The organism is Agarivorans sp. Alg241-V36, assembly GCF_900537085.1.
Taxonomy (GTDB): domain Bacteria; phylum Pseudomonadota; class Gammaproteobacteria; order Enterobacterales; family Celerinatantimonadaceae; genus Agarivorans.
The window spans coordinates 446402-467577 of sequence record NZ_UNRE01000001.1 but is presented as its reverse complement, the minus strand read 5'-3'; the positions used below and the strand labels follow the sequence as shown (position 1 = coordinate 467577).

Sequence of the window (21176 nt, the reverse complement as noted above, 5' to 3'; positions counted from 1 at the left end):
CTGGCGAGCCTCATAGGGGGCTCGCTAGTCTTCTTATAAATGGGGCATTGCTTAATATGACGCGCTTACTCATTGCTATTACCTTACTAAGCCTTTCACTTTCAGCAATGGCCAGTACTGCCTCAACAGAAAAGCCGGCCTTAGCGCAACGCAGTATCGATTTATCCTCTCCTCAGCAAACCTTAGACAGTTTTCTTCGCAGCTCTAAGCAGGTTATTAGTGCTTGGCGCGCCGAACAATTCAACTCAGTAGAAGGGCAACTAGCCTTTTATCAAGCCAGTAAAACCCTTGATTTATCCACCACCGCAAATCGCAATCGGGATGTGGTAGTGATGGAGAAAATTGTATTGCTAAGGGAAATACTAAACCGCATTGAGTCCAGTGAATCGGCACAATTTACCTCCTTGCCAGTAGATGAAGGAGGACTCAATTCTCGCTGGCGCATTAGCGGTACCGACCTTGTCATTGAAAAACAGTTAGAAGGTTTTAGAGCGGGCCAGTACCTGTTCTCTGCCTTATCAGTTAACCGTTTATCACATCAATACTATTTGTTTACCCTTAGTGAGCAACAAGCCTTAGACCACCACGACCTTCATCAAGAATTTATCCTAAACCCGGGGCCGCTGATATCTCGGAGCCTAGTAATGTCGCTTCCAGCCTGGAGCCAAGAACTACTTGCAGGGCTGCCAGCCTGGCAGTGGATGTTGTTACTGGGTTTATCGCTTATCAGTATGAAGGTCATTCGGCTTAGTTTCTTTTTGGGTCGCCAATGGAATGCTCGGTTTGACAACACCAAACGCCACTGGCAGTTTGGTAGGCAATTGGCGCTAATATTTAACATGACGTGGATGTTTTTATTTAGGCGCATTATTGATGACGGTATCTGGCTCTACGGTATAGTCTATCAACTAAGTTCAAATTTGATCCTTATTGTTCAGTTTGTCTTTGTTGCCTGGTTTGTCTTGTCTATTTTTATCTATATCGCGATCCTTATCACCACCAAAAAGTATCAAGATACGCCATTGGAATCTTCCCCAGATTCTTCGCTCATTTTGGTACTGGCTAAAATATTAGGTGGCATAACCATTGTATTGCTCGGCTTGTACGTCTTGGAGTTTATGGGCGTATCTATATCTCCATTGGTTGCCGGTTTAGGTGTCGGTGGCTTGGCAATTGCCTTAGCTATTCGCCCGCTACTTGAGAATTTAATTAATGGTTTAACTCTGTACGCTGATGGCGGCATTAAAATTGGCGAGCTATGTCGCTACGGCGACAAAAACCTTTATGGTGTTATCGAGAATATTGGGCTGCGGGCAACTCGTATTAGAACATTAGAACGCTCTGTAATTACCATACCTAACTCTGAATTTGCCAACATGGAAATCGATAACCTAGAACGGCGAGATAGGCGCCGTATGGATCACGTACTCAAGCTAAGACCAGAAATAAGCGTAGAGCAACTGCAAGTATTGCTGGTGAATTTACGGCGTGATTTTTTGCGCCACCCTAAAGTAGAAGAGGAACCGACTCGTGTTAGATTTATGGGGTTAGGGAGCTATTCACTTAAAGTCTCGATCGTACTGTACATTCGCTGTCGCGATCACGATGAGTTTATGGCATTGCAAGAAGATTTATTATTTATGCTGTACAAGGCTGTTGATCAAGTTGGCGCAAAACTGGCTTTTTCAACTCAGCACCAATATGCAGGTAGGCTTAAAACTATTGAAGCAGAACAAGTTCTTAAAGCACAACAAACCGTGCAAAAGTGGCATGAAGAGGAAAGCTTCCCCTTCCCTAACTTTAGTTACAGCTACCGTTATGAAATTAAGGACACCTCTATCTTTCCTGTCCTCACATCGGCAGTAAGAAAAGACAGTCAATTCAACTAAATATGTAGGCAAAGGCGAGTATATGAATTGCTGAAATACATATACTCATTGCCCTATATAGGCAAAATAGAAGTCAAATATTTATCCTTAACTTCTATTTGGAACAACACCATGACAGCTTTCTTGAAACGCGAACACACACTAATTTTGGGAGTGCTACTTATTGCCTTTCTTAAGCTAGGTGGCGACAATTTTCTTAGCGCCACTAGCGGCATTGTAGCTTACTCGTTCACCACACTTATTCTGTTCGGTATTGTATTGGCAGCTATCTTTGCGGTAGTTCGTCACTCCGATGCGCTAGCCATAAAACTAGGTGACCCCTACGGCACCTTATTGCTGACTCTCTCGGTGATTATTCTTGAAGTTGTGATGATTTCTTCGGTGATGTTAACCGGAGACGCCAACCCGGTACTAGCCAGAGACACTATGTTTGCGGTGATTATGGCGGTACTTAATGGCTTACTCGGCATAGGCTTGGTACTAGGTGGCCTCCGTTACCATACCCAAACCTTCAGCCGAGAAGGCATTACTTCATACATGGTAGCCATTATTCCGCTGTCGGTATTGTGTTTGATTCTGCCAAACTTTATTCCCACTAACAGCGCAGGAGCAATGCCACTCATTTTCACCATCGCACTGATTGTAGTGTCGGTAGCCTTGTATGCTGTTTTCCTCTACACCCAAACTAAAAGTCATAGCTACTTCTTTGTTGATGCTAAAAACGAAGACGAGCACGAAGCGCATGGTCCATTAAAGAGCAATCTCTATCACTTCTTGCTACTCGTGGGCTATCTAGCAGTGATTATTTTGTTAGCCAAAAACTTAGCAATGCCTATCGACCACGGCATTAGCAACCTTGGTGCGCCAGCAGCACTAGGTGGTTTAATTGTTGCGCTGTTAGTGCTTGCGCCAGAAGGCCTTGGTGGGGTTAAAGCCATCATGAAAAACCAATTGCAGCGTGCCATGAACCTATTCTTTGGTTCAGTACTGGCCAGTATTGCCCTCACCGTGCCTACTGTATTAGTGATTTCAAGCTTGATGGCTGAGCCCATTACTCTGGGTTTAGGGGCAATTGATACTACCCTGCTTATCGCTACCTTGTTGGCCACTTCTGTGAGCGTTGTTAGCGCCAAAACCAACGTACTTAATGGCGTTTCTCACTTAATACTGTTCACCATGTATCTAGTACTAATTTTTGTATAAGAAGAGGTGCTAAATGCTTGAATTATTGTCGATGATTTATAACAGCGACTTTGAATCTTTGCGGGAAATGAGCTCAACAAACTGGTTATTGTTTTTGTTGGTCATGATTTTATTTATTGAATCTAGCTTTGTATTCCTGCCACTTCCCGGCGATAGCTTAGTGCTATTTGCCGGAACACTCATCGGCTTAGGCATACTGGATTTTACCAGCACCTTTGCTTTGTTGAGTTTAGGAGCAGGCTTAGGAACCTGCGTGGCTTACTTGCAAGGGCGTTACTTGCAAAAAACCAAGCTAATGAGCCATGCCAAACGCGCGGTTCCTAGCGATACCATGCAGCGAGCAAATACCCTGTTAAACCGTTTTGGTTTTATCGCCCTGCTGGCTTCTCGCTTTATTCCTTTTGTACGCGTGGTCACTCCAATGCTTATGGGAGCAGCTAGGTTTAAGTCTTTAAAAACCGTATTAATGAGCTTTACCAGTGCCTTGATGTGGGTTTGCCTGCTACTACTAGTGGGTAAATGGATCACCATTAACCCCTTAGTAGATGCCTACCAACATCTACTAACCCGGATCTTTATACTTAGTAGTCTAGTGCTTATGCTAGTGGCAGTAGTGGGCATACTGTATCGTCTAAGCCGCCGAGGTAAGCAGATTAAGTCTTTGTAAAATATATTGATAGCAAGGGATTGCTATTTTACCTGCTGCACTGAGTAAAATTGCTAAGCTAGCCGTTGATGTTTATCATCTACCGATATGCTAACTATTTGTCACCAAGCAGGGTAAACATGGATAAACAACTGGCCGATCTTGATTTAAACCTTATAAAGTTACTCAAGGTAGTTGTAGAAACCAAGAATACCCACCAAGCCGCTAAAGTTCTGGGCATTTCTCAGCCCAGTGTCAGCCGAGGTTTAGCCAAGCTAAAAGAAACCTTTGGTGAGCAATTAGTGATACGCAAGGCTCACGGTATAGAGCCCTCGGAGTTAGCCGAAAAACTGGCAGAAGCAGCCGACGACATGCTGTTACCCATCAGTAAAGTTATTCAGGCCTATCAAAACTTTAACCCCTTAGAATTTGACGGAGAAGTAAGCCTAGCGATCACCCCATCACTGTTAGAAGTGTTTGGTTCTGATATCTACCTAGCCTTAGAAACCGCCCTGCCGAAAGCAAAAATAAAGCTGAGATTTATTAACGCTAACAGCTTAAATCACTTACTTAATGCACGAGTTGATTACATTATCCAGCTCGGCGAACTAAGTTTACCGCAAGAGATCTATACCCATACCTTAAAACGTATAAAGTTAGCGATTGTGGCGAGGGAAGACCACCCAGTATTAAGCCAAAGCTCCGAATTAGCTGATATTCATCACTTGCCTATTGTTCGCATGGCACCTGAAAACCAAGATTCAAAAAACTCCACCTTGCAAAATTTTTATAGCGCCAAAGGTTACCAAGCCAATATAGTGTTGGATTCTCACGAAGTAGAGATAATGACAGGAAAGCTTAAGCGCTCTGATGCTATAACCTATTCAAGTAGCTTTATTACCCACAAGAACCCAGAGCTTAAATGCTATCCGCTGCCCAGTAACATTCCTCGCGAATATCGTGAAATACCGGTATTTGGCAACTACTTGCAAACCCGACGCGGCTCACCACTTAGCCAACTAATCCATCAATTACTTAGCACTTGTTTGAATGATTTTGAGCAACCCGAGAACTAAATAATTTTTATCAGTAAACACCGCTGGCAAGCGCTATCATCGAATAGTAATACAGCCGAAAACAGTCGCTTCATTTGTCTGCGCGTCTAGCGCCTTAGCCAAAGCCAAAGCCTCTGCTGCTCACTTGCTAGGGCTTATTTTCTGATCAAAGATATCTGCTCAGCAAGGCTATAACTCTCCCCGCTAGCTAAGGCAAATGAATCACTGTAATTCATCGCCTCCGTGCTTATCCATGAATACACTGCTTATCAACTAAACGGGAATACCTTTTCTCATGTATCCCAAGTTATCAACGCAATATAACGGCAGTTGCTTAAGCCTTAACGCTTAACGCTGCTATTGGATACTGCAACATAATCAGGTTCTAAAAAGATGAAGATAATAAAGTCTATTAAGCCAATAAGTGCCAGCTTAGTCAGTTTAGCTATTGCTGGGACAGTGTCTGCTGCGCCTAATCAATACGGTATGTCTCTGCAACAACAGCTGGTTACCACTAGTAATGGCGCAGTTACCGCTGGTCCTCAAGCAGCAGTGAATGCCGCCTGGAATGTGGCCGAGAAACAAGTAAACCAAATTAGCGACGGTGTATATCGCATCGCAGGTTGGGGAATTGGCAACATCATTGCTTTAGAAGGGTCTGGTGGATGGATCATTATAGATACCGGAGACAACATTCAATATGCAAGCGAACAACGAGCAGCGCTAGAGAAAAAAGTAGGCCAGCCAATTAAAGTAGCCGGCATTCTCTACACCCACTCCCATTATGTGCATGGAGCCAAGGCTTGGCGGGATGAAAATACCCAAATTTTTGGACACGAGGATCTCACCGCTAACTTACAAGCAGACGAAGGCATAAGCATATTAAGCGGTAACTTTAAAACCAGAGCCGCCATTCAATTTGGCATGCTTCACCCTCAACAGGGTAAAGATGCATTCCCTAGCATGTTAGGTTTTAGTCCAGAGAAGCTTAGTGGTGAATCTGGGTTTATCCCACCCGACATAACCTTTAAAGACGGCGAAGTAGAAACTCACACCATTGCAGGGATTAAGGTAGAAGTATTGCCAAGCCAAACCGACGTTCTCGATTCTGTGGCATTTTATTTCCCGCAACATAAGTTGCTGGTATCTAATGCTATGAATGACGACAGCCTATTTAACCTTTATACCTTGCGAGGTGATATCTACCGAGACCCTATGCGCTTAGTGAAAGCGGCAGATTTAGCGCTAAGTCGCGATATAGAGTTGCATATAGACATTCACGGCGCCGCTAATATTGGTAAAGACAATGCCCGCCAAGCACTAGAGTACTTTAGAGACAGCATGCAACTTATTCATGACCAAACCTACCGAGGCATTGCTATGGGTAAAGATGCCCAAGAAATAGCAGAGTGGATCTACTTGCCAGAGAGCTTACGTGCCAATCAAGAAACCTATGGCCAAGTAGAGAGCTACGCCAAACAAGTATACAACGCTCGAATCGGCTGGATGGGTTGGGATGTCTACGATATCAACCCACTTCCCAAGCAGCTACAAGCGCAGAAAACCGTAGAAGCAATGGGCGGCGTGGAGGCCGTCACCAGCATGGCGCAACAAGCTCAGGCCAAAGGAGATATAAGCAGCACTCAGTGGAGTTTATTTTTAACCACGCAATTGCAAAACATGGGAGCATTAACAGAAACAGCCAAACAAACCCGTGCCGATAGCGCCCGAACACTTGGCCAACATACTAGCTCAGCTAACGCGCGTGGCTTCTACATTTCCGAAGCCTTATTACAGGAAGGAAGCATCAGTTTTGCTAAACAAACCATCACAGATTACCAGCAACTCAGCAATAGCTTCGGAGCCTTAGATGCGCAAAAGCTTGCTAGCTCGCCACTAGAAGCTAACGTTCACTATCTACGCTATATGCTTGATACCCGTTTGGCTGAAGATAAGTTGCTACAGTTTAATCTGCATTTTATAGATGAAGATGCGCATTATGCGATTGCGCTGAGAAACGGAGTAATTGCTATTAACCAGCAAACGAATCAAGGCAAAACCTTTGAGCTAACAAAACAAAAATGGGATCAAATGTTACTAGGTGAGTTGGCTTTCTCGCAGCTAGATAAAGAGCTAAAACTAGTTGACCAGGTTATCGGTCGCTAGGCCTTACTCGCCACTTTATAGTGCCTCCTTGCTCGGCCCATGCTAGCAAGGAGCTTAGCCCTCCCTGTAGGTAAAAAGCACTGCTCTATTGCTGCTGCTTGATTCAATCACTAAGTTTAATGCCTTGCATTATGCGGCTCTATCCCACCTAGCCTCGCCCGATGAAATGCAAATATGAATTTTTGATATACCTGTGAGCTTTATGACTTAGTCACTAAAATTCTCTTCTTTTTACTATGAGGAGAAACCATGATAAAGCCTGTTGCTGCTGCCCTTGCCTTAACATTTAGCAGCGCTAGTTTTGCTGAAAGCAGCTCAACCAACCTATTCCCTGAAGTTACTCTATTTAACGCTGCAAATGGCGAAGACCAAGAGCGCCTATGGTCGCAAACTAAGTTAATGTTTGGGCTTGGAGCAGGAGTGATTGGTGCTTTATATCTAATGCCAGAATCCGTGACTAACTGGGATAAATCAGAAATGGGCCGCGGTAACATGGCGCAAAAATGGTGGGACAATGTAAGGCAAGGTCCGGTATGGGACGACGATCATTGGGCAATAAACTACATTGGCCACCCCTACTTTGGCGGTGTGTATTATCAAGTAGCCAGAAAAAGCGGTTACGACCAGTTCAACTCCTTTCTCTACACCACCCTTATGAGCACCTTTTACTGGGAATATGGTATTGAGGCCTTTGCAGAAGTACCGTCTATTCAAGATCTCATTGTTACGCCCATTGGCGGCTGGTTATATGGCGAATGGGCCTACCAAACCGAGCAGCGCATTCGCGCTGGTGGCGGTGAAGTAATGGGCTCTACTCGGTTGGGGAACGCTTCCTTGTTTTTGCTGGACCCAGTAGAAAGTATTGGTAAAGGTATTAACCGAGTTACCGGAAATGACACCATAAAAACGGGCATAACTTTTAACACCAGTAACCCGGTGCAAACTCCAAGTGAAGTTCGTGCTAAAGAATCCTACTACGGCTTCACTCTACATTTTCATTACTAGTAAACACAGGGCACTTCAATCACTAGCCCACTAACAGTCACGGACGACTTAAGTGAACTTTTCACCATCTTACCTTTCGTAATAAAGCCTAGTTAAACTCGGCCTCATGGTTTGCCAACTGCCACTGCTTCCGCAATCACTAGGGTCTGTTGACCTTTAACGGTTGAGTTTTGTTCGAGATAAAATCATTTTAGGCGCGGCAAGGAGTGTGCAGCCTAGTTATTCTAAGCAAATACTCATCAACAAATCGTAAATCAATTTTAGCCGAACCCTACGGGCAGCGTTTGTTGCTCATTCTTAGCGCCTTATCGGCTTCTCATGAAGGCTATTTAAGCCTCTGTCTTGTATAAATAAGCCACAAACTGCTGCTAGAATCATCTCAAAAGACCAACCAACCAACCCTAGAACAAGCTCGTTTTACCTCCAGCAGACATATCACTACTGTGTAAGACCCAACAAAAAACGACACCCAAGGGGTGCCGTTAATGCAAAAATCTAAGCCTAGTTAGAACTAGCTTTCTTGAATTAGCTCAATGCTCATTTCATTGGCCAGGCTAGGTTCAGGATTGACTACAGAATGCGTCAATCTTGGTAACGCAATAAAAAGTAACAACATAAAGGCAATAAAATAGCTTTGTTTCATCATTTATCCTCCAATCTTTAGCCAACTCGGCCGTTTTTAGTTGGCTCTATAAGCTGATAGTCAGACGCTTGTAAGCCCAATACTTTTGGCAAGGTGGCACCAATGCCTACCGAGGAAAAGGTGCCAATAACAATCCCGCTAAATAAGGCGATAGCAAAAGCTTGTAGCGGTGCGCCGGCCAATAGCCAAATACAAGCCACGGTTAATAAAGTGGTACCAGATGTCACCAGAGTACGGGTCATTGTCGATGCTAAAGCACGGTTAATTTGAGTATCGAGTTCTACTTTGCTGCTAGCCCGTAAGTACTCTCTTATCCTGTCGCCAATCACTATCGAGTCATTCAAGGAGTAGCCAATCACCGCCAGAACAGCAGCCATTACCGTTAGATCGAATTCAATCTGTAACCAAGCAAACAAACCTAATACCAGCAATACATCGTGAAAAAGCGCAATCACCGACGCTAAAGCTAATCGCCACTCAAAGCGGAACGACAAATACAGCATCATCGCCAGCAATGAAGCAAAAATTGCCAAACCGCCCATTTCAAACAACTCACTACCTACCTGCGGGCCAATAATCGAGCTGCCCAACAACTCTACTTGCCAAGCATCGGGTAGCTGGCTATGCCAATTGGCATTTACCGCCTCACTCATTTCCAAACCTTGGCGAATGATCCAATGGTTGGCGCCAGAGCGACTCATTGAATAACCATCGACCAGTAATAGATCTAATTGCTTGGCCATTTGCTCTTGCTCTGGCGGGTAATGAGTAGCTAACTCGGTCACTACTCCGCCGGTAAAGTCGACGCCAAAGTTAATTCCTTTTGTGACCAAACCCACTACAGAAGCTAGAACTAACACTACAGACAAGTTCAATGCCCCTTGGCGCAATGCAGTAAGCGAAAAACGGTTTATCCAAGCTTTCATTATGCAAGCTCCTGCTGTTGTCTTAGCCCAGCCTTTCGACGCCAAGCAAGTTGTAAATTAACTAAAGATCGCGACACATATACCCCAGTAAACATGCTCGTTAACAAGCCAAGGCCGAAGGTAATGGCAAAGCCTTTAATTGGGCCAAAACCTACCGAAAACAAAATTGCTGCAATAATAAGTGAGGTAAAGTTGGCGTCAAAAATAGTGCTAAAAGCATTTTTGTAGCCATGATGTACCGCCATTTCTTCACTTAAACCACGGCGTCTTTCTTCTTTTATTCGTTCAAAAATGAGTACATTGGTGTCGGTTGCCATACCAATAGTAAGCACCAGGCCTGCAATGCCCGGCAAAGTGAGCACCGCCCCCGGCACCAAAGAAAGCAAACCAATCAGACAAACTAAGTTAAGCACCAAGGCGATGTTTGCAATTAAGCCAAGGCCTCGATACCACACCAACATAAAGGCCAGCATTAAGCCCATACCAAGGGCGAGAGCCGCAAAGCCATTACTAATATTTTGCTCACCTAAACTGGGGCCCAATAGCCGCTCTTCTACGATTGAAATAGGTGCTGACAAACTGCCAGCTTTAAGCAATAAGGCTAAGTCTTGGGTAGCTTGTGCGCTTTCCATACCGGTAATGGTAAACCTAGAACCTAAATGTGCTTGTATGGTCGCAACGCTAATTACCTTGCTATGTTGCTCCAATACGCCGGCTTCGTTTTCTAAGTACTCGGTATAGAGCGTGGCCATTGGCTGACCGATGTTTTGTCGGCTAAAGTCAGACATTCGGTTGCCACCAGCGCTGTCTAAATTAATCAACACTTCAGGCATGCCAAACTCACCAAACTGAGCACTAGCATTAGTAATCTTTTGGCCAGTTAAAATTGGTCTAGCTTCGATGCCAACAGGGTCGCCAGAAGCGTTTTGATGAACATCGCCGTTAGCACTAAGTGCGTGAAAGCTAATGGTAGCAGTGGCACCGATAACGCGTTTTGCTTGCGCTGGGTCTTGTACTCCAGGCAACTCAATTCTTATGAAGTTATGTCCTTGTCGCTGCACTACAGCCTCGGTGATGCCAAGGGCTGCTACGCGATCTCTCAAGGTTTGCAAATTTTGCATCATCAGCGCTTGATGAAAATCTTGGTTGCCAGCGAGGTTAATGGTGAACAAACCCGCTTGTTGCTGCCTTACCTCATGCTCAGGGAAGTTGGTTTGAAAGGCATTAAGTGCTGCCATTGCCTGCTCTGCCACTCTAGGAGGAAAGCTTAATTCAAGTTGTTGCTGCTCATTATTTAACACTCGTGCGCCACGCGCACCTTGTTCTCGTAGTAGCGTATTTAGTTCACCTCGTTGCTGTGCCAAAGACTCATTAATGGCTTGTTGAGTATCAACTTCTAGTAAGAATTGCACACCACCACGTAAATCCAAGCCAAGTTGCAAAGGTGATAAGCCTAAGCGCGCTAACCATGCTGGCCCACTAGACTGCATAGCAATAACTACTTCAGCATGCTCTCCAAGATGCTTGTTTAATACTGCTTGAGCGTGCTGCTGCTCGCTGGTATTGGCCAGAGTGAGCGTGGCCTGGCTATCACTCACTTCAGCAAAGCTTATCTCTATACCTTCCTCATTCAACCACTGGTAAAGCTGAGTACCCACTAGCTCGCTAGGCGTACCTTGTGGATTAGTACTTACTTTAATCACTGGCCGTTCGGCATAAATATTGGGTAAGGCATTGAGCATCAAAAAGCCAAGGCTAATTAAGATGACCAAGTAATGCCACAACGAGTAGCGATTAAGGGCTCTTGTCTGTTTGCGCATTTAAATCTCAAAGATTAGGAAGTTGATATGCGGCTAATTTATCCCGAACAAGCTGGATTGAAGAGGTATTTCAGTGATTCATTAATGTTGCTTTTGGTGCCGAGTCGTTACCTAAAAGGTGAACAAAAACGAATCACTCAAATACATCGAGTTAAGCTAGAAATTCATCAACAATGCCCGTAACTCGGTGGCTAAATCACCTAAACCTTAACGCAATCAACCCAAAGAGACTGATATGCAAATTGAAACTATTTTTACAGTAGCCGGCTTAACCATGCTGGCCTTGCTCCCAATGGTTAACCCTCCCACCTCGGCCACCCTACTGCTGGGTTTAAGTAAAGGGCATGGTAAAAGCTATCTGTCGCGCCAAGCCAAGCTGGCCAGTTTGTTTTTGTTTATCGCCTTAACCGTTACCTTTTTTATTGGTTCTTCTATCTTGGAACTGTTTAGCATTTCGATGCCTAGTTTACGTTTAGGTGGAGGACTCATTATTGGTGCAATTGGCTTTAAAATGCTATTCCCTGCACCACCAGAAAAAATTGAACTGCCCAAGCAAGACTCCATCGCATTTGTACCGCTCACCATTCCGTCTATGTGTGGCCCAGGTACCATGGCGCTAGTGATTAGTGGCGCATCTGAAATTGCCAGCTTACCTGAGGATGTGAGCAAGCCTAGCGTTTACTTAGGCAGCTTAATAGGCTTTGCCGGCGTGGCCTTGGTTGCGTGGCTAGTACTTAGCATGGCTTACCCAACACTTAAATTATTAGGTAAAAACGGCATCGACGCCTTCACCCGTATTATGGGCTTCTTGTTGGTATGTATGGGCGCTCAGTTCTTGGTTAACGGCCTCACCGAAGTTTATCAAACCATGGTGCTTGTAGTTTAAGCAGTAATCACCCGAACATATTTAATTAAAGAGAGACTCGATGAGCATAAAAGTAATTAAAAAAACGGCCGGTGTGTATAAACAAGCTGGCCTTGAGCTAGTCGCCAGCTTTAACCCAGACGTAGATGAGTTTTTGTGGATAGATATTTCGGGTGAAGTATCTGAGGAGCTGCAACAGCAGTTAGTTCACCTTGGTTGTCATGAGCTGGCTGTTGCCAGCTACTTCCAACAAAAACAAACAGCCAGAGCCGAAGCATTTCCCGGCAGCACCTTAATCCTGTTTAAAGAAGCTGTTAGCCTAGCCGATGACTATGAACTACGCGCACAAAATATTGGTTTAATTTGTAAGAGCCAAATGATTGTTAGCCTACACCCACAGCCTTCGCAAGCCATTGAAACGCTACAAGCTAACTTAAGCCAAGAGAACAGTAAAACCACCGAGCACTTAGCGGTAGCTCTGATGCAAAACGTGGCGAATAACTACTTACACAAGTTATTAGATTTTGACCAAGAAATCGAACGAGTGGAAGATGAATTGCTCGCTGGCGATAAAGTTAACAGCTTGAAAAAACTAGTTAATTATCGATACCATTTTCGCAAACTCAACCGCGTTTTAGAGTTTAATCAAAATGTTGTTGATCGCCTAAGCTCCGATGAACTGGCGTACTTTTCGATAAAATCAACCAAAGACCAGCATGAATGGCTAAAACTATGTGAGCGCAGTAAGCGCATATATGGTTTGTCTAAAATGTACTACGAACTGAGCGGTGACTTGTTAGACGGGCATATTTCTATTAGCACCCACGACCTAAACAACACCATGAAAGTACTCACCATGATTACCGCCATCTTTGTTCCCTTAGGTTTTATCGCCGGGATCTACGGCATGAACTTTGAGAACATGCCAGAGCTCGCGTTCACCTATGGTTACTACTTCACTTTAAGTGGCATGGCGATTATTGCCGCATCGTTTTTTGCCATCTTTAAGGTGAAAAATTGGATCTAATACCAATCACACTAAGTAAGTGATCAGAAATAGCGCAGGAAAAATACTCGAGAACAAAGCGGAATTTTTCGATAAGTAGTTATTCTACAATCAAAAATTCTAACGCAATTATCGAGTATTTTAACCAGATAGTATGAACAGTTATTTAATACGATTGGTATAAGGCCGGGCCTTAGTCAACAAAGTGCTGCTTAAGTCACTTGGTTTAGGTTATTCACCATAAGCTTTGCTAGCTTCTCAAATTCTTCAATTTGTTGGTCACTCAAGTTTTGGCGCATTTGGCTTTGCACTTTGCTTTGGGTCTCTTCTATTAAGCTTGCCAGCGCTTGTCCCTCGTCGGTGAGAGACAAGAGCTGGCTGCGTTTGTCTTCTGGGTTGGCGGTTTTTCTCAGCCAGCCTTTTTCAATCATTTCTTTTAGCAAGCGGGCTATTTGCGCTTTATCGCGAGAAAAGTGATTAACAATGTCGTTAGCCGTGCAATGGTGGCTTGCGGCAATAAAACTTAAACAACTCACATGCATGGCATTTAAGCCTAGTTGTTGGGCTTTTAAGCCAGAGCGCATAGCAATTCGATACGCTTGAACCAGAGCAAAAACCGAATCAGAAATTGATTGCTGTTTCATAAGACCTCAAATAATAGTTGACTAAGTCTACCTTTAAAAATATAGTTGATTTTATCAACTTATTAAACAATGTACAAGTCATTAGGAGTAACGATGAAGCCAAAAATGTATCCGGTTCAGGTATCACAGCTTATCCCGCTCTCCCCTCACCTACTGCGGATTGTAGTAAAAGGCAGCAGCCTTAAAGGCTTTCCCGAATCTAAGGAAGGCGCACACGTGAAGGTAATATTGCCAAACAGCGATGGTTCAAAACCTAAAATGCGCTCTTACACCATTCGTTGGTTTAACTCGGTGAGCCAAGAGCTAGCCTTAGATTTTGTAATAAATCGGCACAGCGGGCCGGCGACTAACTGGGCGAGCCAAGCAAAGCTAGGCGACCAATTAAGCATTGCAGGCCCTGGGCAACTAAAGCTGACTCAGTTCAACCATCATAGTTATTTGCTGCTGGGGGACATTACCTCGGTTAATGCCATTAACGGTTATGTGCCAAGGCTTAACCCACACGCTGAGGTAAGGGTAGTTATTGCCGTTCCTACTCGCGCAGACATCATTGAGCTAGACTACCACGCAGCTGAAAACACCTACTGGTATGTTGAAGATGAAGCAGATATTAGCTTTACCGAGCAAGTGCAAAAAACCGCTGCTAACATGGCCAGCGATAGCCACATATTTATCGGCTTAGAAGCCTCGCAAATCCGTACTTTACGTCCGATATTGCAACAAGACTTAGGTTTTGAGCGTTTAAATACCTTTGCCGTAGGTTACTGGAAACAAGGCGTAGATGCAGATCGCTTTGGCGCACAAAAAAAAGCGGCTCCCCTGTAGCCGCTATTACTGGTCTATTGAAAGGTTTAGCCTGAAAGCTTGTCCTAAGGGTAAACCTTATGGCTGCTCACAGGCTTCCACTAGTTGACTAGGCAAGCGGTAAATAAGCGATGAATTGGCATCAAGCCCATCTCCCACTAGTAGCCAAGCACTCTCAACGGTAACTAATTTCCACTGCTTTTTCTGCCAAGTTAACCAACGTGCTGGTTGGCTAAGCGCCTGTTTAGCATCTTGCTGTAAGTCCTGTGTTAGCTGTGGCTCTAATTGCTCAGCGCTGTAATTACCTAAGCTTTGCTCAACACATAGCAGAACAAGATCGCTTACATCAATAGCGCCTGCATCGCTGGCAGCATCACTAGCTAAAGCTGAAAACGAAGTTAGCTGCTGCTCTTCGCTGGCGTAGTGCTGGTCGGCGGATTGAGCGGGCTTAACCGCTAGGTCTGCTTTGCTCTGCACAATCTCTTGTTGAACAGATGGCTTTTGCAGCGTTTGTTGTTTAGCTTGAGCTTGCATAGCTTCTTGTTGCATAGCCCGCTTTTGCATGGCTTTCTGTTTGGCTAACTGTCTTCTCTCTCGCTCAATAGCTTGGATGTCTTCCTCTCGCTTACGCAATAGCTTTTCTGCTAGCTCTTGCTTTTGCTGCTCAAGCTCTTCAGTCGCGACCTCATTACGCTGTATGGGCGGGCTCATTAACTGCACATTGCTTTGGTAGCTCATTTCACTTGGCGGCACACTCATTTCAGTGACTAGCCACCAGCCTAATACTCCCACACAGGCTAAAGACGCAGCACTCGCCCACCAAGGCGCAGCTGCCCAGAAATAGGAACGCGTTTTGCTGTTTTGTTTAGCCTGCTGCTTAGCCATATTTTGGATGCGTTTATCGAGCAACTCAGAGGGCTCAAGCTCGCTTAAAGCTTGCTGATAGGCCTGATTAATTTGTTGGTCGCTGGGCGCCTTGCTTTTTGGTGTATCAACCATGGTGTTTCTCCCAGCATTCTCGCAGTTGTTGATAAGCCACCCGTATGCGGCTTTTTATCGCATCAAAAGAGGCATCAAGCACTTGGCTCATTTCGGCTACTGCCAAGCCAGATTGCTTTAACATGAATACATCTTGTTGCTTGCTTGGCAGTAACTCTACACAACGCAATATTACTTGCTTATCGACGCCCTGCTGGTGCTCTTTCTCTGGGTTTGAATCAGCAGCCAGCTCATCTAAGCCTTGTTCATCACTATTGCTTTGTTTGCCTTGCGAGCGCCAATAATCGGCGATTCGACGCCTTGCAATGGTATATAGAAACCCACGAAAATGCGCCGTAGTTTGCGCTTCGCCACCAGGGACTCGATAGGTACTGGCTTGGCTAATGATTGATTCCCATACTTCTTGAAATACTTCGTTGCAGGCGGCCTCGGTCATCTTTTGTCGAATAAAACCAAACAAGGGTTTGCGATAGCGTTGATACAGTTGGTCAAACGCGGCCACATTGCCACGCTGACCATAATCAAGCATCAGTTGTTCATCACTGACTAAGCTCTTCATTCTGCGCATCAATCCTTGCGGGTAAGGTTACCGGTAATGGTTGCACTGCATATTCTAACTCTGGCAATTGCTGTGGCTGCGGCGCAGCTGGCGATTGCAAGGCTAAGGTATTGGTTAGTCGGGCTAATTTAACAAACTCTGCACGATATCCAAACTGATCTTGGCCTTTTGCGGCATTCGCCCAATCAATAATTTGTTGATAAGCCAAGTCATCCAAGTGCTCGTTCGCCCGCAATTTTTGACCAAAGGCCGCTACCGCAATGGCAAAGCGGTCGTCATTGCTAGTTTGCTCAAAGTTAACGAGGTCTTTGTTGTATACCCGTTGCGTATATTTGTCGGAAGCTTGCGACTGGGCTTTTTTATAACGCACTCTCACTTCAGCTAAGGCTTCATTTTTAGGTTTCACCGCCATTTTGTTTTGCTTTTGCTGTTGAAATACCAGTGGGTCGATTAAGCCGGGTTTGCCAACAGGCGTAATTTCATAAATAGCCGTTACGCTGTGCCCCGCTCCCATGTCGCCAGCATCTTTTTTGTCATTGTTAAAATCGGCGCGCTCTAGCTGACGGTTCTCGTAGCCCAGTAAACGGTACTCAGACACCATGCTTGGATTAAACTCCACCTGAAATTTCACATCATGCGCCACCGTATGCAAACTGCTACCTAACTGATCCACCAACAGCTTTTGTGCTTCGTGCAAGGTATCAATGTAACCAGCAACGCCGTTACCGTTATCGGCCAATTGCTCCATTAAGTGGTCGTTGTAGTTGCCTGTGCCAAAACCAATGGTAGAGAACTGCACCCCAGCTTTACGCTTTTGAGTAATGCGATGTTTTAGCTCATCTATGTCGGTAATTCCCACATTTAGGTCACCGTCCGACATCAAGTAAACATGGTTAATGCCGCCATCAATAAAACCTTGCTGCGCTTGGCTATAAGCCAGCTCAATGCCTGCAGAGCCATTGGTGGAGCCACCGGCTTGTAAACCGTTAATCGCCGCAACAATTTTGTGTTTGTCTTTCACGCTAGTAGCTGGCAAGGCTACCCCGGTGCCGCTGGCGTAAGTTACTATTGCCACATTATCGCTGGCTTTTAAGTTGTTAAGCATCAACATCATTGACTGCTTAAGTAAGGGCAATTTCTCAGCAGATTGCATAGAGCCAGAAACATCCACTAAAAACACCACATTGGCAGCCGGGCGAATGCTGGTATCTGCTTTATAAGCGCTAACGCCAATACGAATCAGCTGGTTATTGCTGTTCCAAGGTGAAGCGGTAAGCAAGGTATCAATGGCAATAGGCTGCTCAATGCTCAAAGCAGCATCACTGCTAGTCGCGTAATCGTAAGAAAAATAGTTAATCAACTCTTCTACACGCACCGCGTCTTTTGGCGGTAGTCGCCCATTGTTAATAAAGCGGCGCATGTTAGCGTAACTGGCGCTGTCTACATCAGCACTAAAGGTAGATACTGGTTGGTCTGCTACAGCGACTACCGATAGGTCGGTAAACTTCTGGTAGTTTTCGTTATTGCCCTGCTCGTAGTAAAAAGCGGCATCGGCAGGTGCTTGAATGGCAGCAAAGCTGGATACTCTGGCCATTTGCATTTGGCTAGCTGCTGCTCTTTCTCGTTTGTGCTTGGCGATGGGATGCACCGCCTTAATGTGTTGATCGTGCTGCGGCCTTTCGGCTGGCTTTGTTTGCTTAAGCGATTCGTTCTGCTGTTGCGGCTCTACCCGCTCAACTGCTGCTTGATCATCAGCAACATATTGGCCGCAAGCCAGCAAAGAAGATAAGGCTAAACCCACTAACACAGAGCGGGCAACTGGCGAATAAGAAAAGTGTAAGTTTTGCATTTGAATACCTTGTTTAAGTCAATCTCACAGAGGTAATCGCAGCGAATAAAAAAGCGAGGCTAAAAAAGTTAAATTTTTTTCTTACTTCCTAGTTAGGCTATAGCGGAGGCTAAAACTACTCTCAATTGTTAAAACAAAACAGCCCGCATAAGCGGGCTGTTTAACATCAAGCTATCTGTTTAGCTTAAATGCTAGTTAACCAGCTGTGCTGGTCTTGGGCTTTACCCCATTGAATGTCGTTTAAGGCTTGGCGCAGTTTTAAGGTGGTTTCACCGGCTTCACCGTTGCCTACGGTGTGCTCTTTGCCATTGTGGATAAGCGTACCTACCGGAGTAAGCACTGCCGCCGTGCCCGATAAGGCCGCTTCACAACCCGGCTTAGCTGCACGCTCTAATAGCTCTTCAACGGTAAGTTCACGTTCACTTACTTTCAAGCCTAAGTCACGCGCTAGAGTAAGAATAGAGTTACGCGTAACCCCATGCAAAAAGCTGCTGTCGAGTGCTTTAGTAATAAGCTCGTCGCCATCAATCAAAATAAAGTTTGCGGCACCTGTTTCTTGTACGTCGCCACCTGGACAAAACAATACTTGGTCGGCGTCAACTTCGCTGCGTGCTTGGCTAATTGGGCCTAAGGCACTGGCGTAGTTACCGCCCGATTTAACCATACCCATGTGCGGCGCACAGCGCATGCCGTTTTCTTCTAGCAACAAACGTAATGGCTTAGCACCTACTGCAAAGTAATCGCCCACTGGCGACAACAATACATACAGCAAAGCCGAACTAGTGGGCGCTGCCGCTTTACCAATGGCAGGCTCGGTGCCAATAAAGGTTGGGCGAATATACATAGAGCCCGGAGCAGCTGGCACCTCATCGGCAAATTTAGCCACAATGTCTTTAACCATTTGCTCTAATAATTCAGGCTTAAAAGCCGGCAAGCTTAGTAGTTCAGCAGATTGAGCCATACGTTTAATGTTGGCGTCCATGCGGAAGATATGCACGCTGCCATCTTCGTGACGAAAGGCTTTTAGCCCTTCAAAACAAGTGCTTGAGTAATGAAGTACGTGCGCGCCAGGGTGCAAGCTAATACTGTCAGACGAGACAATTTCACTATCACCCCATTGCTGATCTTCGTATTTTGCTAATGCCATTTGTGGCATAAAAACCGTACCAAAAGCTGCCATGTTGTGTTCCTACTTATGTTGAGGCTTACAAGCCCTTTTCTTTATTTTGACTGTCTGTGATTAAGCGAAGTAGAAAACTGGTGGGACTGAACGAGTTCGCGCTTTTATTAAACCGAGGTACCTGAACGACCAATGCCAATTTTTCCATAAACTGGATTCGCAGAATGGTAAAAGAGTATGTGGTCTTATGGCACTGCGATCAAGCTTAAGACTCCTCCAATTGGCAAATATTATGCAATTAATTTGGCTGGTAAGAGATTTTGACTGCCATCAAGGCGGGATTGCGGGTTGGCGAAGGCTGCCCAAAGTGACATTGGCAACTCTCCTAAGAAGTGCCTTAACCACCTCATCTTGTTTGAATGAAGTGTCTACTGAATCGGATCAACTACATAACTCCATGTGAATCTAGACTCCTTTGAAACATAACGCTCGCATTTGCGGCGGTTTTGTAGCGAGGCACGAGCGAAAAAACCGTCCAAGCCAAGCAGTGGCTGATGCAACATGCGCTTGTTAAATGCATTACTCAGGTTTACTTTTTTCTGAACCATGAAAGCATTCCTTTTTTGGCTTTAGAAGGTGTGATTTCCACATAGCCTTGCTCTGATAAAGTAGTGAATTTGAGCTTACCTTCTAGAATGAGAGCACTTATCACTTCCTGGATTTCTTTTGTTGATTTACTAGGAGGCATTAGTCGTACTCCTTCTTTCTCCAAGCCATAAAAAGAAACCAATTCTGGTTCATCTTTGTAAGACTTAGCTAAAAGCGTAAACTTAGAAAACTGACACTGATAATTTTCGAATTCATAATAGTAATCGTAATTACCATCATCATCCTTTTCGCCAGCATCAATGACAAGTTCTTTTAAAATGTCCATAGTTTCGATTGCCATTTAACGCCCTAATAATGGGCAAAAAATTGTTGGCTAAAATGTTGAGGAACGAAAACAGCCAACTGTTTTTTGTCCTTATTAATTAGCTTGTTATGTGTCACTTAAACCTTTGCTAATTGTTTTTAAATAACTTGTTTTATATTTTTTCCAATCGCCATGAATGTATGTGTGATAAAACTCATAGTCATGTTCTTTGATCGGTACGCCATTTAAATATTTATAAATCATATCTAAATGTTCACGATTCCATGCCCAAAGAACCTCGCCGCGCCCTTCAAACTGGAAGTAAGGTTCGGTTAGCTCATCATAGGCTAAACTTTTTTTTCGGTACATACACGATGTGCATGTAATTGAAAATGGTGAGCCTTTAAAGCTTGGTGACATATCACCGACAAATAATGAGTCACCTACTTCTTCATCTTTAGCAATTGCTAAAGAACTACAATTTGGGCATTTAATATCAATTTTGGATGGACGACTTTTGTGATCATACCTCACATGGGTTAAACCACCATTCATTAAAAAAGTCCCACGATGATTATTTTTTGTCCCTGTAGGATTTTTCAAACTACTCTCCGTGTTAGATGTGACACATAACGCCTGCATTTGCGGTAGTTTTGTGGAGCGGCGAAGCAGCGTAGCAAAGCTGTCCAAGCCACGAAGTGGCTGATGCAACATGCTCTTGTTAGGTGTGGTTTACGGTATGGCATGTAATTTAATAAACACCAGCAGTTGCGTCGATTACTAATTTACTTTTGTTTTCCCTGCACCATGCTTCAAGCTCATTTTTAAGTTCAGGGTATAATCCCTTTGCCCATGATGGTGCGTTTTGAGTCCAGACTTCTTCCGTTGGCAAATACGCCGATAAAATACCCATTGGCAGCTCAAGAATGAAAGAGCCTCCAGAGCCAGTTACAACTAACTCTTCTTTCCATCGGGACTGAAATTTAAACTCGCTCATTCTTTGTGACACCTAACGCCCAATTAAGGGGCAAGTTTGTAGCTGGATATACTCTTGAGCGAAGCGA

General features: G+C 44.6%; 20 protein-coding genes. 9 read left to right on the top strand and 11 right to left on the bottom strand.

The genetic code is table 11. The features are described 5' to 3' along the window. Positions 1-56 precede the first annotated feature (56 nt). The 6 genes from G6R11_RS02235 (at position 57) to G6R11_RS02210 (ending at position 7964) form a co-directional block, all read left to right on the top strand. Positions 57-1889 (top strand): mechanosensitive ion channel family protein, encoded by a 1833-nt coding sequence (locus tag G6R11_RS02235; protein ID WP_163131087.1) that lies wholly within the window; start codon positions 57-59, stop codon positions 1887-1889. A 111-nt stretch (positions 1890-2000) separates the two neighbouring features. Next, the gene (locus tag G6R11_RS02230) at positions 2001-3092 is read left to right on the top strand and encodes a calcium:proton antiporter (protein ID WP_163131085.1); all 1092 of its coding nucleotides are present in this window, start codon (positions 2001-2003) and stop codon (positions 3090-3092) included. A gap of 13 nt (positions 3093-3105) precedes the next feature. After that, the gene (locus G6R11_RS02225) at positions 3106-3759 is read left to right on the top strand and encodes a DedA family protein (RefSeq protein ID WP_163131083.1); all 654 of its coding nucleotides are present in this window, start codon (positions 3106-3108) and stop codon (positions 3757-3759) included. Positions 3760-3878: 119 nt separating this feature from the next. Beyond that, positions 3879-4814, top strand: coding sequence for a LysR family transcriptional regulator (locus tag G6R11_RS02220; protein WP_163131081.1), 936 nt, complete (start codon positions 3879-3881; stop codon positions 4812-4814). A 372-nt stretch (positions 4815-5186) separates the two neighbouring features. Further along, complete coding sequence (locus G6R11_RS02215; protein WP_163131079.1) at positions 5187-6959, top strand: alkyl sulfatase dimerization domain-containing protein; 1773 nt, start codon at positions 5187-5189, stop codon at positions 6957-6959. Positions 6960-7208: 249 nt separating this feature from the next. Next, on the top strand, positions 7209-7964 hold the full coding sequence (locus G6R11_RS02210; RefSeq protein WP_163131077.1) for a DUF3943 domain-containing protein: 756 nt from the start codon (positions 7209-7211) through the stop codon (positions 7962-7964). A gap of 511 nt (positions 7965-8475) precedes the next feature. Here the strand turns inward: G6R11_RS02210 and G6R11_RS21850 are convergent. The 3 genes from G6R11_RS21850 to secD are packed head-to-tail and all read right to left on the bottom strand — an operon-like array spanning position 8476 to position 11353. Next, positions 8476-8610, bottom strand: coding sequence for a hypothetical protein (locus G6R11_RS21850; RefSeq protein ID WP_255494528.1), 135 nt, complete (start codon positions 8608-8610; stop codon positions 8476-8478). Between the two features lie 14 nt (positions 8611-8624). Continuing rightward, complete coding sequence (secF, locus tag G6R11_RS02205) at positions 8625-9533, bottom strand: protein translocase subunit SecF (RefSeq protein ID WP_163131075.1); 909 nt, start codon at positions 9531-9533, stop codon at positions 8625-8627. Continuing rightward, a complete protein-coding gene (gene secD, locus G6R11_RS02200) occupies positions 9533-11353 on the bottom strand; it encodes a protein translocase subunit SecD (protein WP_163131073.1) in 1821 nt (606 codons plus the stop codon). The genes secF and secD overlap by 1 nt, the downstream gene beginning before the upstream one ends. A 235-nt stretch (positions 11354-11588) precedes the next feature. Here secD and G6R11_RS02195 point away from each other — a divergent pair, with 235 nt between their 5' ends. Both G6R11_RS02195 and G6R11_RS02190 read left to right on the top strand, forming a co-directional pair. Continuing rightward, entirely contained in the window at positions 11589-12239 is a 651-nt protein-coding gene (locus G6R11_RS02195; protein ID WP_163131071.1) for a MarC family NAAT transporter, read from the top strand. A 40-nt stretch (positions 12240-12279) separates the two neighbouring features. After that, positions 12280-13245, top strand: coding sequence for a magnesium transporter CorA family protein (locus G6R11_RS02190; RefSeq protein WP_163131069.1), 966 nt, complete (start codon positions 12280-12282; stop codon positions 13243-13245). 191 nt (positions 13246-13436) lie between these two features. Here the strand turns inward: G6R11_RS02190 and G6R11_RS02185 are convergent, their stop codons facing one another. Next, a complete protein-coding gene (locus G6R11_RS02185; RefSeq protein WP_163131067.1) occupies positions 13437-13868 on the bottom strand; it encodes a MarR family winged helix-turn-helix transcriptional regulator in 432 nt (143 codons plus the stop codon). A 93-nt stretch (positions 13869-13961) separates the two neighbouring features. Here G6R11_RS02185 and G6R11_RS02180 point away from each other — a divergent pair, with 93 nt between their 5' ends. Continuing rightward, entirely contained in the window at positions 13962-14693 is a 732-nt protein-coding gene (locus G6R11_RS02180; protein WP_163131065.1) for a siderophore-interacting protein, read from the top strand. Between the two features lie 57 nt (positions 14694-14750). Here G6R11_RS02180 and G6R11_RS02175 read toward each other — a convergent pair whose 3' ends face one another. From G6R11_RS02175 to G6R11_RS02145, 7 genes are all read right to left on the bottom strand, one after another. Further along, a complete protein-coding gene (locus G6R11_RS02175; protein ID WP_163131063.1) occupies positions 14751-15671 on the bottom strand; it encodes a PRKR-interacting protein 1 in 921 nt (306 codons plus the stop codon). After that, positions 15664-16230 carry a sigma-70 family RNA polymerase sigma factor gene (locus G6R11_RS02170; RefSeq protein ID WP_163131061.1) on the bottom strand — a complete coding sequence of 189 codons (567 nt, stop codon included), beginning with the start codon at positions 16228-16230 and terminating at the stop codon, positions 15664-15666. The genes G6R11_RS02175 and G6R11_RS02170 overlap by 8 nt, the downstream gene beginning before the upstream one ends. Further along, complete coding sequence (locus tag G6R11_RS02165) at positions 16211-18079, bottom strand: VWA domain-containing protein (RefSeq protein WP_163131059.1); 1869 nt, start codon at positions 18077-18079, stop codon at positions 16211-16213. Before G6R11_RS02165 ends, G6R11_RS02170 begins: the two co-directional genes overlap by 20 nt. Before the next feature lie 184 nt (positions 18080-18263). After that, entirely contained in the window at positions 18264-19259 is a 996-nt protein-coding gene (locus G6R11_RS02160; RefSeq protein WP_163131057.1) for a branched-chain amino acid aminotransferase, read from the bottom strand. Between the two features lie 529 nt (positions 19260-19788). Next, positions 19789-20148, bottom strand: a complete 360-nt coding sequence (locus tag G6R11_RS02155; RefSeq protein WP_163131055.1) for a hypothetical protein — start codon at positions 20146-20148, stop codon at positions 19789-19791. A gap of 90 nt (positions 20149-20238) precedes the next feature. After that, entirely contained in the window at positions 20239-20715 is a 477-nt protein-coding gene (locus G6R11_RS02150) for a hypothetical protein (RefSeq protein WP_163131053.1), read from the bottom strand. Positions 20716-20863: 148 nt separating this feature from the next. Beyond that, a complete protein-coding gene (locus tag G6R11_RS02145) occupies positions 20864-21109 on the bottom strand; it encodes a hypothetical protein (RefSeq protein WP_163131051.1) in 246 nt (81 codons plus the stop codon). Positions 21110-21176: the final 67 nt, after the last annotated feature.